Raw genomic sequence first — 13,278 nt, 5'->3', positions numbered from 1 at the left:
TCGTGGCACAACGTCCCGGTCTGGTCGGCAACCTCAGCGTCCGTACCAACCTCGCCCTGCTCGTCGCCCTCACCGGCATCGTCGCGATCCTGGTGGGCACCATCAGCCTGGTCCGGATGTCGCAGGTCGCCGACAGCGGCCGCGAGATCTACACGAACGCGCTGCTGCCCGCCCGCGACGTCGCGGTCATCCGGGAGAAGGTCTGGAACTACCGGTTCGAGATCCTCACCGCCACGACCGCCACCACCACGGCCCTCCAGACGGCGGCCACCGAGCGGTCGACCGCCGCGTCCGACGCACTCGACGCGGCCATCGCCTCGTACTCCGCGCATGACCTCGACGCCGATCAGCGCGCCGCCATCGACGGGTTCAGCACGGCCTGGACCGAGTACGGCGAGCTGCGGGAGAGGGCCGGCGAACTGCAGGCCGCCGGTGATCTGACCGGCTTCGACGAGATCCGCACCAACGAGATCCCTGCCAAGATCACCGAGGCGCTGACCAGCCTGGACGCGCTCGACGCCGCCAGCGACGCGGCCGCCACCGACGCCCTGGCCGCCTCCGACGACGAGTACTCCTCCGCCCGGGTCATGGTGATCGCCGTGCTGGTCATCGGCCTGATCATCGCGATCGCCCTGGCCGTCGTGATCGCCAACAGCGTGGTCCGGCCGCTGCGGCAGTTCCGCGACGTGCTGCACGCGGTCGCCGACGGCGACCTCACCCGGCGGTCCGACATCGCCAACCGCAACGAGTTCGGTGACATGAGCACGGCGCTCAACCAGGCGGCGGAGCAGATGCGTACGGCCGTCGGCACCCTCGCCGCCAGCGGGAACGCCCTGGCCGGGCGCGCCGGGGAACTCCAGGACGCGTCGCGCGCCCTGGCCGGCGGCGCGGACCGTACCTCCGGCGAGGTCACCTCGATCGGCGGCGCCGTCGACGAGGTCAACTCGCGGGTCGGCGCGGTCGCCACCGGCGCCGAGGAGATGGGCGCGGCGATCCGGGAGATCGCGGTGTCCGCGGCCGAGGCGGCGAGCGTCGCGCAGGAGGCGGTGATCGCCTCCAGCACCGCCGAGGACCTGATGTCGCGGCTCGGCCGCTCGTCCGCGGAGATCGGCGACGTGGTCAAGGTGATCACCGCGATCGCCGAGCAGACCAACCTGCTCGCGCTGAACGCGACGATCGAGGCGGCCCGGGCCGGGGAGAGCGGCAAGGGGTTCGCGGTCGTCGCCGGCGAGGTCAAGGATCTCGCCCAGGAGACGACGAAGGCCACCGAGGACATCAGCAAGCGGGTCGCGGCCATTCAGGCGGACACCAGCACGGCTGTCGAGTCGATCACCAAGATCGGCGAGATCATCGGCCGGATCAACGAGTTCCAGACGACCATCGCCTCGGCCGTCGAGGAGCAGAGCGCTGTCACCAGCGGCATGGCCTCCGACCTGACCGCCGCCGCCGACGGCGCCAACCAGATCGGCAGCGGCATCACCCAGGTCGTGGACGTGGCCGAGGAGAACCGCAAGGGCGCCTACGCCACCCATGAGGCGGCGGCCGAGCTGACCCGGCTCTCCGACGACCTGCAGGGTCTGGTGCGTTCGTTCCGGTACTGAGCGGACGGGTCCGCGCGCCCCCGTGGCGCGCGGGCCCGTTTCTCACGGCCGCTCCGATCAGATGGCCGCTTTGATCAGATGGCGGCTTTGAAATGAGCGCGGACGGCTTCCCGGCTCACTTCCCGGACCGGAGCGTTGTTCTCGTAGCGTCGCGCCGCGTGCCGCCCGCCCCGGCCCGCCACGTCGCCGCCCCGGCCCGCCACGTCGCCGCCCCGGGCATGCGCGTCGTCGCGCCGGTCTGCCGCGTCGTCGCGCCGGGCCAGCGGCGCCAGGGCCGCGAGGATCACCAGTGACGCGATCGGCAGCAGGTCCAGGTTCACCGTGATCGCGGCGATGCCGGCGCCGAACAGCAGCGGACTCCACACCGGAGCCCGCCGGGCCGCGACCAGCAGGCCGAGCAGCATCAGCATGCCGAGCGGGAACAGCGCCGCCCCGCCGGTCCGCAGCGCCTCCGGCAGCGGCGCGGCCTCCCGGAACCCCTCCGACAGGTCGCCCGCGATCACCCAGAGGAAGCAGCCGACACCGGCGAGGGCCAGGGTGGCGGCCACCGTGCCGGTCCGGCGGGCCCAGGCCGGCGCGATCGGGCGCAGCGCGACGGCCAGCACGCCGAACAGCACCATCGCCGCGAAGAACGCCACGTGGCCGGCGTCCCAGGCCGGCCCGTTGCCGCGATCGCCGTCCCGGCCGTCGAGGAACCGCAGGACCCCGTACCCGAACATGAGAGCCGGCGCGGCGACGGCGGTCCGCCGGACGATGACGCTGTTCGATGACATGAGCTGACCGTATGGCCGGGCGGCAGCCGTGGAGTACCGGTGCAATCCCTGCCCGTTCCCGGATTCCGCTCTAGGGGACACCCTCCACACCCCCTAGGGCATCCTAGGAACCTAGTTCAAACTGCCCCGGTCCTGTGGGACGCCCGACAGCCGGCGGCCACCTCGCTCGGATACGTTCGCGGCGTGGATCACCAGCACCCCCTTCCCGCCGACAGTCATGTGCACAGCGAGTTCTCCTGGGACGCCCCGCTCGGCTCGATGGAACGCGCCTGCGCCCGCGCCGCCGAGCTCGGCCTGCCGGCCATCGCGTTCACCGAGCACCTCGATCACACCGCCTGGCCGGTGCCCACCGAGGGCCCGTACGCCGACCAGCGCCTCCTCGACGCCGCCGGGCCGGACGGCCGGATCACTCCCCCGGCGTTCGACACCCAGGGCTATCTCGCGTCGATCGAACGCTGCCGGGAACGCTTTCCCACGCTGAAGATCCTCAGTGGCCTGGAGCTGGGCGAGCCGCACTGGCACCGGGACGCGGTCGCGACAGTGCTGGCCGAGGGACAGTTCGACCGGGTGATCGGATCGCTGCACTGCCTGCCGCACAACGGGGGTTACGCCGAGCCGTTCGGCATCTTCCCGGACCGCCCGGCCGCCGGCGTGGTGCGTGAGTACCTCCGGGAGATCCCGAACCTGGTGACCGGCAGTGACGTGTTCGAGGTGCTCACCCACATCGACTACCCGATCCGGCACTGGCCCGGGCCGGAGCGGTTCGACACCCGCGACTTCGAGGAGGAGTTCCGCGACGCGCTGCGCGCCACCGCCCGGGCCGGCCGGGCACTGGAGATCAACACCCGGCTGCCGATGGACCGGCTGATCGTCACCTGGTGGCACGAGGAGGGCGGGGACGCGGTCAGCTTCGGCAGCGACGCGCACTTTCCGGAGGCGGTCGCGCACGGGCTGCGGGAGGCGGCCGCGATGGCGGAGGCCTGCGGGTTCCGGGCGGGCCGGTGCCCCTACGAGCTGTGGGGCCGGGCCGATTCCCGGGTTCTATGAGGTCCGGGTGCTGAGGAGAGCCGGTCGTTCTGAGGCCGGGGCGACCGGCATGCCGAGGTAGCCGGCCGGGGTGGCCACCACGACGTGGCCCGCCGCCACCGCGCCGACCGCCGTCCACGCGGAGACCGGCGGCACCCCGTCGTCGCCGCAGACCGAGGCCAGCCCGCCGGTGAAACACCAGTGCGCACCGGCGGCGTTCCCCCGCTTGCCGGTCGCCAGGGAGATCGACACTCCGCGGATCACGATCGAGTCGTCGCCGGCGACAGCCACCGGCCCGCGCAGCGGCACCGACCAGCGCGCGGTCCCGGTGATCGGGTCGAACGCCTCGATCCGCCCGTCGCGGCAGCGGATCGTGGTGTCGCGCAGCGGGATTCCGCAGTCGCGCAGCACGCCGGCCGAGGTCCAGAGCAGCGTGCCGTCGGCCGCGTCCAGGCCCACGCTGCCGGCGGGGGTCGCGCCCACCCAGACGCCGCCCCCGGCCGGGACGCCGCCCCCGGCAGGAGCATCGCCCGCGGCCGGGACGCCGCGCCCGGCCGGGACCAGGGTCCAGCGCGTCGCCTTCGGGTCGGGCCGCCGCCAGAGCACCGCGCCGTCGCGGACGAGGGCGACCTCCGTACCGATAATGATCAGCCCTTCCCCGGTGATCCCCTCCGCCGCCGGGAGAAACGCGCCGCTCGTCAGATCGAGGCGGTAGCCGTGCATCGGCTCGCCCTGCGCCGGCGCCGCCGTGACACACACCGCCCCGTCACCGAAACAGCTCCGCGGCTCACCCTGGAAGATCATCGTGGGGCTGCGCTGCGCCTGCGTGCCGGTGAGCGGGTCGGCCACCACGAGACTCGTGTACCCGTCACCGAACTCCGGCTGCGGCTCGCGATAGACGACCCACCGACCGGCACGCACCGGCACACCCGGCACCGCTGCGGCGTCCCACAGCGCCGCACCGGTCTCCGGGGACCGGCTCTGGATGTAGACCTGCTGTCCACGTTGCTCGTACCCGATGATCGCCGCACCCACCGCGACCGGCTGGCCGAGCGGCTCCACGCCGTTCACCGCCCATTGACGCCGGGCGTGCGCCGCCGCCGGGGCAACACCCGCGAGGCAGGCGAGGGTCAGGGCCGCGAGCGCGGCGACGGCCAGCTTCGGCGCCATCTCTTTCCTCCGGTACGGGTGCAGCCACACTCCCCAAGAGCCGCGAAACAGTATGCAAGCCGCAATCCGCTCATTCCCGCATCGACGCGCCACACCCGCACACTCCGCGGATCACCCGAGGTCAGCATTCCTATCAGTCAGATAGGAATGCTATGCTCGTTCCTCCTGCGAGAACCCTGGGGAAGAAGGCATCGTGACCGCCCTGACCGAAACGGCCGCCGCCGATCTCCTCGCCGCCGGGGCGTTCTCGCCCGGTCTGCCGGGATTCGTGGGAATCGCCGTCGACCTGCTGCTCGACCCCGCCTCCGCGCCGGCCGGCCGGCGGCCGCTGCGGCACGGCTTCCTCGACGCCCGGTCACCGCGGGTGATGGTGGTGAGCGGCCCGCCCTCCCCCGGCCTCGACGTCGCGCTGCGCCGGATGGCGGACGACCTGGCCGCCTCGACCCGGCTCGTGGAGAAGCACCGGCTGACCGTTCTGGACCAGGCCACCGACACCGTTCACCCGGACGGGCCGGAGCACGCGCTCGGCACCGCGACGGCCGGTATCCGGATCGGGCTGGAAGCCGGCCTCGACGGCGGCGGCCCGCTCGGGCTCGGTCGCCGGTGGGACCTCGCGCACACCCTGACGCCGGTCCTGGCCGCCGCGTTCGCGAACGCGCCGCTGCGGCACGGCCGGCCCACCGGCTGGCGCAGCGTGCGGCAGGCGCTGCGCCGGGAACTGCCGGTCGCCCCCGCGCCCGGCGACGCCCGCGAGTCCTGGTCCGCCTACGTCCTGCGGGCCCGCACCGCGACCGGCCGCAGCCTGCGTGACGCCCTCCGCGCCGGCTCCCGGCTCACCGCCAGCGACCTGCGCCGGCACCGCGACGCCCTGCGCCCGCCGGTCGCCGCCCGCGGCCACCTCGAACTCGACGTGGCCGACCGCCAGCCCTGCTCCGGCTGGCGGCTGCCGGTGACCGTGGCGACCGTGCTGATGGACGACCCGCGCGCCGCCGAGGAGGCGTGGGAGGCCACGAAGCACCTGGTCAGCGAGCCGGGCCTGTGGGAGCGGGCGGCCCGCGACGCCGTCGCCGACCCGGTGCTGGCGGCGGCCGCGCGGGACTGCTTCGTGGCGGCCTACGGTGCGCTGGCGCGCCAGGGCGCGGGGCGCGAACTGCGGGACGCGGTCGCCGAGTTCACCGAGCGTTATGTGCATCGCGGCCGCTGCCCCGCCGACGACGTCCTCGACCAGGTGACCGCGCACTCCTGACCCGTCCCGCCCCGGCACGGCGCACGGCGGGACGGCGCGGGATTACGGCCTGACCAGGGACAGGATGGTGTCCATGGCGCGGAACTTCGTGGCCCCCTTGCCCAGCAGGCCGTCCGGGACGATCAGCTCGTCGACGCCCGCCGCGCGGTAGTCCTCGATGTCGGCGGTCAGCTGCTTCAGCGAGCCGCCGATCACCGGCATCGACACGTTCTCCGGGACCGGGCCGTCGACCACCGTCAGCGCCTGGGCGGTGCGGACGATCGACTTCGGGTCGCGGCCGGCGGACGCGCAGTGCCGGTCGAGGACGGCGGACTTGTGGGCGATCAGGTCCGGGCGGCCCCAGGTGTTCCACATGTCGGCGTGCTCGGCGACGACCCGAAGCATCCGCTTCTCGCCCTTCGCGCCGATCATGATGGGCATCGGGTCCTGGACCGGCTTCGGCTCGCAGACCGCGTCGGTGAGCTGGTAGTACTCGCCGTTCATCGTGGTGCGCGGCTCCCGGAGCAGGCCCTTGAGCACGTGCAGCGCCTCCACGAAACGGTCGATGCGCTTGCCGATCGGGGGCAGCTCCAGCCCGTACTGGTCATGCTCGTTGATCTGCCAGCCGGCGCCGACGCCGAGCGTGAACCGGCCGCCGGTGATCTGGTCGACGGTGGCCGCCATGTTCGCGAGGACGGCCGGGTGGCGGTAGGTGTTGCCGTAGACCAGCGTGCCGATCCGCACCCGGGGCACGGCCGCGCCGAGCGCCGCCACCAGCGAGCCGCACTCCAGGACCGGGTGCAGCGGGTCGGTGCCGGTGCCGTCGTTGGGCATGAAATGGTCGGCGATCCAGACGCCGTCCCAGCCGGTCTCGGCCGCGTGCCGGGCCGCTTCGAGCACGTCACCGTAGGGTTGCCCGGCGCCGGGCCAGATCGAGATACGCATGAGGTTCACCCTGCCGCACCCGGGGGCCGATCTCCAAAAGATCGCACGGTACGGCGGCAGTCGTTCCAGGCGATCCACGCCGTCCGCCAGCGTGGGGACACGACGGCTTCCCCGTGGCGACGGGCACGAAGCTCAGCCTTGAGGCGCTCCGGGGCGGCGGCCCGTTCCACGGCCTCGCTCTTGGTGAGCAGCTGCCCGGTACGCACGGCGTGGCGGCCCCGGGCCATCGAGGTGAGCCCGAGGTCGGCCAGCTCCGGGTCGATCCAGATCCAGGGACGGCGTGCGGCCCATGCCCAGTAGCCGGTGAGTTCGGCGCGGGCGGCGGCGCGTACATCGTCGTCGGTCATGGCCGCGAGCAGGTCGCCGGGCCTGCGCCCGCGCACGGCGAAGCCGTGACGCACCAGCTCGGCGCGGGTGATCCCGGAGAGGATGCGGTGCACGAGCTGCCCGTGCGTCCAGGTCGGGTGGGTGACGGCCGGGTCGGCGAGCCGCGCCTCGTCGACGTAGACGCAGCCGAGTTTCAGCCCGCGCGCGGCCCCGGCGTCGAGGCGCTGATGCAGAACGGTCAGGGCCGCCTGCCGGTCCGGGGTGACCGGTCCGCCGGTGACCGCCACCAGGTCCAGGTCGCTGACGCCCGGCCGGTGGTCCCCGGTCGCCAGCGAACCGGCCACCAGCAGGTCACGCACCCAGCCGAGATCGTCCAGGCGATCGGCGAACAGGTCGACGGCGTCCGGCCGGTTCATCATGCCCGCAGTCTATGAAGGGGTCACGAGGGCTCGCCGGGAGGCCGAGGCGGCCGCGGGTGGTGACGATCAGGACCAGGGCCACCGCGCCGGAGCCCAGGATCAGGGCGTGCAGGGAGCCGCGGAACGGGTCCAGGGTGGGGAACATCTGCGGCCAGAGCAGCGAGAACACCGTGTTGACGTTGGCGTGCACCAGCATGGCCATCGGCAGGCTGCCGCCACTGGCGTTGAAGACCCACGTCAGGACGATGCCGAGCAGCACCGAGCTGAGCACGAACTCGGCGGGCATCAGCCAGGTCACGTCCGGCCAGCCGGCCCATTCGGTGAGGAACAGCGGCAGGTGCCAGGCGCCCCAGAGGGGTCCGAGGATCAGCGCGCCGGCCATCGGGCCGAACCGGTCCTGCAGGCGGGGCTGGGCGAAGTCCCGCCAGCCCGGCTCCTCGGCCAGCCCGCTGGTGAGCACCTGCATCACCAGCAGCGGCAGATAGGCGAGAAGCACGGCCCGGGACGGCAGGCGCGCGCCGTCGATCGCGCCGGGCAGCGCAAACGTCACAAGAACGGCCACCACGGGTACGCCGAGAAGCGCCGCCACCGGGAAACGGGCGCCGACCCGCCACCGGATCAGGCGGCGGGACCAGCGGCGCAGGCCGGCCCGGCCCTCGGTGCGGGCGGTGATCACGAACGCGGCGGTGATCGGTCCGAGGTACGCGCCGGGCAGCACGCCGAGTGTCTGGCCGCTGCCGAGCACCTCCGGGAAACGCCACGGCAGCACGCCGAGACCGTTGCCGGACAGCACGTAGGGCAGCCAGGCGAGCCAGGTCAGCCCGAAGGCCAGGGTGAAGTAGCTGATCAGTGGGCGTGAGGTCATGGCTACAACGGACCATGACGGGGCCGTGGCGGGCACTACGCGCAGTCACCGTCACGGGGTATGCCCAGCCCTACCCCGGAAGTGGGGTCAGACGTCTGGGTGCGGGTGACGGGCGTCGATACGGTGAGTGGCGTGGAATTGCCAGCCGTCCTCACCGCTGTCCGGCGTCGTCACTTTCTGATCAGTGCGTGGCCGTGGCGGGCTCTCGGGTTCGTGGTCAGCACCGTACCCCTGGCCCTGCTTGTCGCCGTGCCGTTCGGCCTGCTCGCCGCGCCCTGGATCGTGCTGGTGCGGCAGCTCGCGACAGGGGCCGCCGAGCCGGTCGGGTCGCTGCTGCTGTTCCTGGCCGGCGGCGCGCTGCTGGGTGGGCTCGGACCGGTCGCGGCGTGGCCGCTCGGCGCGGTGGAGCGGTGGCGGCTGCGGCTCGCCGACGACCGGGCGCTGACGCCGAGCCGGTCCCGGTGGCGGCGGTTCGGGTACGCGATCGTACTGGTCACCGCGGTCCCGGCGAGCTATGCCGCACTGGCCGTGACGGTGCTGCTGATCGGGGTGTGCGCGTTCAGCCCGCTGCTCGTGGAGTCCGGGCCGATCTCGTTCGGCGTCGTCACCATCGTGACGGCGGGGCAGGCTGTCCCGTACGCGATCGGGGGGTTGATCGGTCTGTGTGGTGTGCCCCATCTGCTGGCGGTGACCGCCGGAGCCCACGCCGCGGTGGCCCGGGCGGTGCTGCGGGCCGACGGCGGGGCGGAGCTGCGGGCCGAGCTCGTCGAGGTGTCCCGGTCGCGGGCGCGGCTGGCGGACGCGTTCGAGGCGGAACGCCGCCGCATCGAGCGGGACCTGCACGACGGGGCGCAGCAGAAACTCGTCGGGCTCACGCTGCAGCTCGGGCTCGCGCGGCTCGACCTGCCGGACCGCTCGCCCGCCGCGGAAGCCGTCGGCACCGCGCACGAGCAGGCCAAGGAGCTGATGGCCGAACTGCGGGAGCTGATCCACGGCATCCGCCCGCAGCTGCTCACCGAGCTCGGGTTGCCGGCCGCTCTGCGGGACCTCGCCCGGCAGTCGGCGACGCCGGTGCGGGTGCGGGCCGGCCTGGCGCGACGGCTACCACCGCAGGTCGAGGCGACGGCGTACTTCGTGGTGGCGGAGGCGCTGGCAAACGTGGCCAAGCACAGTGGCGCCCGGACCGCCGCGGTGTCCGTGGTGGAGGAGGACGGGCGGCTCGCGGTGGAGGTGGTCGACGACGGTCACGGCGGCGCCGACCCGGGTCGCGGGACCGGGCTGACCGGTCTCGCCGATCGGGCCGCCGCCGCTGACGGGCGGCTGCTGCTGTCCAGCCCGCCCGGCGGGCCCACCGTGATCCGGTTGGAGCTGCCGTGCTGAGGGTGGTGCTCGCCGAGGACGGTGTGCTGCTGCGCGAGGGGCTGGCCGGTTTGCTGGAACGGTTCGGGTTCCAGGTGGTGGCGGCCGTGGGTGATGCCGAAGCCCTCGTGACGGCCGTTTCTGATCACATGCCGGATCTCGTCGTGACCGACGTGCGGATGCCACCGGGGTTCCGCGACGAGGGACTCCGGGCCGCGGTGCGGCTGCGCCGCTCGCAGCCCGGCCTCGCGGTGGTGGCGCTCAGTCAGTACGTGCAGCACGGGTACGCGGCGGAACTGCTCTCGTCCGCTGACGGCCGGCGGGTCGGATACCTGCTCAAGGACCGGATCGTGGACGTGAGCGAGTTCGTGGCTTCGTTGCGGCGGGTCGTCGCCGGGGAAGCGGTGATCGATCCCGAAGTGGTCCGGCGGCTGCTCGGTCAGCGGCCGGTGGGACGGTTGTCGCCGCGGGAGCGGGAGGTGCTGGCGCTGGTGGCGGAGGGGCACTCCAACGCCGCGATCGCGAAGATCCTGCATCTGTCCGAGGCCGCCGTCGGCAAGCACGTCGGAAACATCCTCGCCAAGCTGGATCTGCCGCCCGACGATGCGACGAATCGGCGGGTGCTGGCGGTGCTCACCTACCTGCGTGATCAGGGCTGAACGCGGGAACCGGTGGACTCGCCCTCCGGGGAGCCGGTCAGGCAGTGCACCAGCGTGACGCCGTCCATCTCGATCGGCCAGGCGTGCAGGTTCCAGCCCTTCGTGGCGTCCGGGTCGCGGCTGCGCTCGGCGAGCACCGCGGTGGAGCAGGCGGCGGCGACAGCGGGGCGCTGGATCAGCGTGTCGAGGTCGATGTCGCCGGGTGGCAGCGGGACGGCCTGGACCGTCTCCCAGCGATGCGCGGCGGCGCAGTCCAGGGAGCGGATCGGCATGGCTTCGCCGCCGATGGTGGTGGTGCCTGCCCAGCACAGGGGTTCGGTGGGGCAGGAGACGTCGCCGCACGCGGTGAAACCGGCGGTGGCCGAGCCGGGGTCGCTGCCCGCGCCGGGTGAGGCGCCGGGGTCCTTCGCGGCTGCCGCGTTTCCGGTGGTTCCGTGGCCTCCGTCGCCGAGTGTGGACCACGCGGCGATGCCACCGAGTGCGAGGATCACGGCTGCCAGAGCGGCGAACAGGGCCGGGCGCCGGGGATTCCCGCTGGTGACGCCGCCGGCGGCAGGCACGGCGGGCGGATCGGCCGCTGCGGGGGCAGCGGCATCGGCGGCGGGCGGGGTGGTGGCCGCGCGGGCCGCCGCGGCCAAGGTCGCCGCTGACGGCCATCTCTCCCGCTGGTCGGTGGCGAGCGCGCGGGCCACCACCGCCCGGACCGGGTCGGGCACGGCGACAGCGAGGGTACGGGGTGACGACTGCAGCCGCTGCAGCGCGACCGCATAGGGGTTGTCGCCGGTGAACGGCCTCTCCCCCGCCAGGCATTCATAGGCGACGAGACCCAGGGCGTAGACGTCGCTGCGCGGGCCGGCCGGCTCGCCGCGCACCTGCTCCGGTGACAGGTAGCTGGGCGTGCCGAGGATCGCGCCCGATGCCGTGAGCAGGCTCGCGTCCTCGTGCCGGGCGATACCGAAGTCCGTGATCACCACGGTGCCGTCACGGCGTACCAGAAGGTTCGCGGGTTTGATGTCGCGGTGCACCAGGCCCTGATCGTGCACGGCCTGAAGACCGGAGGCGACGTCCGCGACCAGCCGCATCGTCACGTCCGGGGCGAGCCGGACCTCGCGGGCCAGGCGCTGGGAGAGGGACTCGCCGTCGACGAACTCCATCACCAGGTACGCGACGCCGTGACTCGAACCGTAGTCGTGGATGGACGCCACCGCGGGATGGCTGACCCGGGCCATCGCCGTCGCCTCGGCCGCGAACCGCCGCGCGAAGTCCGGGTCGCGGGCCACCTCCGGCAGCATCGCCTTCACCGCGACGGTACGCCGCAGCACCTCGTCGACGGCGAGCCACACCTCACCCATCCCACCGGCGCCGAGCCGCTGCCGGAGGTGATATCGGTCGCCGAGCCGGGCCCCGGGCTGCAGATCCACGGCGGTCAGCTTAGGGGGTGGCTCGTTCGGGGTTCCGGCGAGCGTGGGGGTCGGCGAGCTTGGGGCCGGCGAGCTCGGGGTCGGCGGGCTTGGGGCCGGCGAGCTCGGGGCCCGGCGAGCTCGGGTCCGGCCAGCTTGGGTCCGGCCAGCTTGGCGGCGGCCAGCTTGGGGGCGGCGAGCGCCCCGGACGCGGGTGGGCGGGGCGCTCGCCGGGTCAGCCGACGAGGAGCTGGGCGCGCAGGGCGCGGAGGTCCTTGGACGTGAGGCCCAGGCCCGTACGCAGGTAGTTGTCGAACGTGCCGTACTTCGCGGTCACCTCGTCGAAGCCGGACATGAGGTAGGACTCGCGGACGTCGAGCACCGCCTTGTACCCCGGGCGGATCGCCTCCGGGACGGCCGCCAGGGTCGCGGCGTTGGAGGCGGCCAGGTACGTGTTGCTGAGCAGGTAGTCCCGCATGACCGTGGAGGTCGGGACACCGAGGGCGGTCAGCAGGGCGGCGCTGGCCCAGCCGGTGCGGTCCTTGCCGGCGGTGCAGTGGTAGACGACGTTCGCGGCCTTCGGATCGGTGACCGTGGCGAAGAACGTCCGGTAGGCGGCGCGGCCCGGCTCGCCCGAGACGAAGGCCTTCTCGCCGGCCTCCATCATCGCCACGCCACCGGCCTCGGTGGTGAGGTCGATGCCGCCGGTGCCGACGTCCGAGGCGCCGATCACGTTGGCGTGGATGTACGTGGTGCCGGCCGGGATCCGGTCCGGCGAGGCGGCGATCTCGGAGTCGGTGCGGAAGTCGATGTCGGTACGGATGCCGAGGCGCTTCAGCTTGGCGAGGTCGGCGTCGGTGAGCTTGCCGAGGTCGTTGGCGCGGTAGATGACGCCCATCCGCACCCACTGGCCGTCCGCGGTGCGGTAGCCGCCGGCGTCCCGGAAGTTCGGGGCGGACGCGAGGTGCAGCGAGCGGTCGGCCAGGGTGAGCGACTCGCCGCGGTCCGGGACCAGCTCGAACCACATCCGGTCGGCGGCGCCGAGGCCGGAGACGGTGACGGTGGCCTTCGCGGCGCCCTTGGCGACGGCGCGCTTGTGTGAGATCCGGTTCTGGTCGGCGCCGGCGTAGACGCTCACCGAACGGGCACCGGTGGCGGCCCAGGTGATCGTGAACGAGCCGTCGGCGTTCTGGGTGACCGTGGCCGCGGTGAACGGGATCTGGTGGCGGGCGGCCGGTTGGTGGGCGCCGTGGCTCCCGTGACCGGCATGGTTCCCGTGGCCGGCGTGACCGGCGTGGTTCCCGTGACCGGCGTGGCCGGCCTGGCTTCCGCCGGCGACGGCCGGGGTGGTGGCGGCAAGGGCGCTGCTGAGAGCGATGGCGCAGGCCGCGCAGGTGGCGACGAGGCGCTTGTTGATCAACTTCACGGGTCAATTGGTACGCGGCCCGGCGAAACAGCGGGCAACAGAGGCCCCAGCAGGAAGTAAACAATGTTTACCTCGTTGGGCGG

General features: G+C 73.3%; 12 protein-coding genes. 5 read left to right on the top strand and 7 right to left on the bottom strand.

Features of this window, described 5'->3' with window-relative positions:
• The first annotated feature begins 2 nt into the window (after positions 1 to 2).
• Positions 3 to 1,601 carry a methyl-accepting chemotaxis protein gene (locus AB0F72_RS21840; RefSeq protein ID WP_360434198.1) on the top strand — a complete coding sequence of 533 codons (1,599 nt, stop codon included), beginning with the start codon at positions 3 to 5 and terminating at the stop codon, positions 1,599 to 1,601.
• A gap of 74 nt (positions 1,602 to 1,675) precedes the next feature.
• On the opposite strand, the gene AB0F72_RS21835 is transcribed toward AB0F72_RS21840, so the two are convergent.
• Positions 1,676 to 2,374: a hypothetical protein gene (locus AB0F72_RS21835; RefSeq protein ID WP_360434195.1), complete on the bottom strand. Its 699-nt coding sequence runs from the start codon at positions 2,372 to 2,374 to the stop codon at positions 1,676 to 1,678.
• Between the two features lie 183 nt (positions 2,375 to 2,557).
• Here AB0F72_RS21835 and AB0F72_RS21830 point away from each other — a divergent pair, with 183 nt between their 5' ends.
• The gene (locus AB0F72_RS21830; protein ID WP_360434192.1) at positions 2,558 to 3,421 is read left to right on the top strand and encodes a PHP domain-containing protein; all 864 of its coding nucleotides are present in this window, start codon (positions 2,558 to 2,560) and stop codon (positions 3,419 to 3,421) included.
• On the opposite strand, the gene AB0F72_RS21825 is transcribed toward AB0F72_RS21830, so the two are convergent.
• Positions 3,416 to 4,570 carry a PQQ-binding-like beta-propeller repeat protein gene (locus tag AB0F72_RS21825; protein ID WP_360434189.1) on the bottom strand — a complete coding sequence of 385 codons (1,155 nt, stop codon included), beginning with the start codon at positions 4,568 to 4,570 and terminating at the stop codon, positions 3,416 to 3,418. The two genes, AB0F72_RS21830 and AB0F72_RS21825, sit on opposite strands and share 6 nt — an antisense overlap.
• A 193-nt stretch (positions 4,571 to 4,763) precedes the next feature.
• On the opposite strand from AB0F72_RS21825, the gene AB0F72_RS21820 reads away from it, so the two are divergent.
• On the top strand, positions 4,764 to 5,816 hold the full coding sequence (locus tag AB0F72_RS21820; RefSeq protein WP_360434186.1) for a glutamate-cysteine ligase family protein: 1,053 nt from the start codon (positions 4,764 to 4,766) through the stop codon (positions 5,814 to 5,816).
• Between the two features lie 42 nt (positions 5,817 to 5,858).
• Here AB0F72_RS21820 and AB0F72_RS21815 read toward each other — a convergent pair whose 3' ends face one another.
• Genes AB0F72_RS21815 through AB0F72_RS21805 form a run of 3 tightly spaced genes read right to left on the bottom strand, consistent with a single transcriptional unit; the run spans position 5,859 to position 8,351 of the window.
• Complete coding sequence (locus AB0F72_RS21815; protein WP_360434183.1) at positions 5,859 to 6,740, bottom strand: LLM class flavin-dependent oxidoreductase; 882 nt, start codon at positions 6,738 to 6,740, stop codon at positions 5,859 to 5,861.
• Between the two features lie 5 nt (positions 6,741 to 6,745).
• Positions 6,746 to 7,486 (bottom strand): nucleotidyltransferase domain-containing protein, encoded by a 741-nt coding sequence (locus tag AB0F72_RS21810; protein WP_360434180.1) that lies wholly within the window; start codon positions 7,484 to 7,486, stop codon positions 6,746 to 6,748.
• Complete coding sequence (locus tag AB0F72_RS21805) at positions 7,419 to 8,351, bottom strand: type II CAAX endopeptidase family protein (protein WP_360434177.1); 933 nt, start codon at positions 8,349 to 8,351, stop codon at positions 7,419 to 7,421. The genes AB0F72_RS21810 and AB0F72_RS21805 overlap by 68 nt, the downstream gene beginning before the upstream one ends.
• A gap of 132 nt (positions 8,352 to 8,483) precedes the next feature.
• Between AB0F72_RS21805 and AB0F72_RS21800 the strand changes: the two genes are divergently transcribed.
• Positions 8,484 to 9,731 (top strand): histidine kinase, encoded by a 1,248-nt coding sequence (locus AB0F72_RS21800; RefSeq protein WP_360434174.1) that lies wholly within the window; start codon positions 8,484 to 8,486, stop codon positions 9,729 to 9,731.
• Entirely contained in the window at positions 9,728 to 10,369 is a 642-nt protein-coding gene (locus tag AB0F72_RS21795; RefSeq protein WP_360434410.1) for a response regulator transcription factor, read from the top strand. Before AB0F72_RS21800 ends, AB0F72_RS21795 begins: the two co-directional genes overlap by 4 nt.
• Here AB0F72_RS21795 and AB0F72_RS21790 read toward each other — a convergent pair.
• Together AB0F72_RS21790 and AB0F72_RS21785 are read right to left on the bottom strand one after the other, a co-directional pair.
• Positions 10,360 to 11,790: a serine/threonine-protein kinase gene (locus AB0F72_RS21790; RefSeq protein ID WP_360434171.1), complete on the bottom strand. Its 1,431-nt coding sequence runs from the start codon at positions 11,788 to 11,790 to the stop codon at positions 10,360 to 10,362. The two genes, AB0F72_RS21795 and AB0F72_RS21790, sit on opposite strands and share 10 nt — an antisense overlap.
• Positions 11,791 to 12,004: 214 nt before the next feature.
• Positions 12,005 to 13,195, bottom strand: coding sequence for a tyrosine-protein phosphatase (locus tag AB0F72_RS21785; RefSeq protein WP_360434168.1), 1,191 nt, complete (start codon positions 13,193 to 13,195; stop codon positions 12,005 to 12,007).
• Between the last annotated feature and the right edge of the window lie 83 nt (positions 13,196 to 13,278).

It is taken from the genome of Actinoplanes sp. NPDC023936 (assembly GCF_040639325.1).
Classification (GTDB): domain Bacteria; phylum Actinomycetota; class Actinomycetes; order Mycobacteriales; family Micromonosporaceae; genus Actinoplanes.
The sequence above is the reverse complement of the archived record's forward strand: the minus strand, read 5'-3'. Positions and strand labels throughout refer to the sequence as shown.

Coding starts and splice junctions, on each gene's coding strand:
- AB0F72_RS21835 (WP_360434195.1), bottom strand. CDS start 2,374: ATGTCATCGAACAGCGTCATCGTCCGGCGGACCGCCGTCGCCGCGCCG.
- AB0F72_RS21825 (WP_360434189.1), bottom strand. CDS start 4,570: ATGGCGCCGAAGCTGGCCGTCGCCGCGCTCGCGGCCCTGACCCTCGCC.
- AB0F72_RS21815 (WP_360434183.1), bottom strand. CDS start 6,740: ATGCGTATCTCGATCTGGCCCGGCGCCGGGCAACCCTACGGTGACGTG.
- AB0F72_RS21810 (WP_360434180.1), bottom strand. CDS start 7,486: ATGATGAACCGGCCGGACGCCGTCGACCTGTTCGCCGATCGCCTGGAC.
- AB0F72_RS21805 (WP_360434177.1), bottom strand. CDS start 8,351: ATGACCTCACGCCCACTGATCAGCTACTTCACCCTGGCCTTCGGGCTG.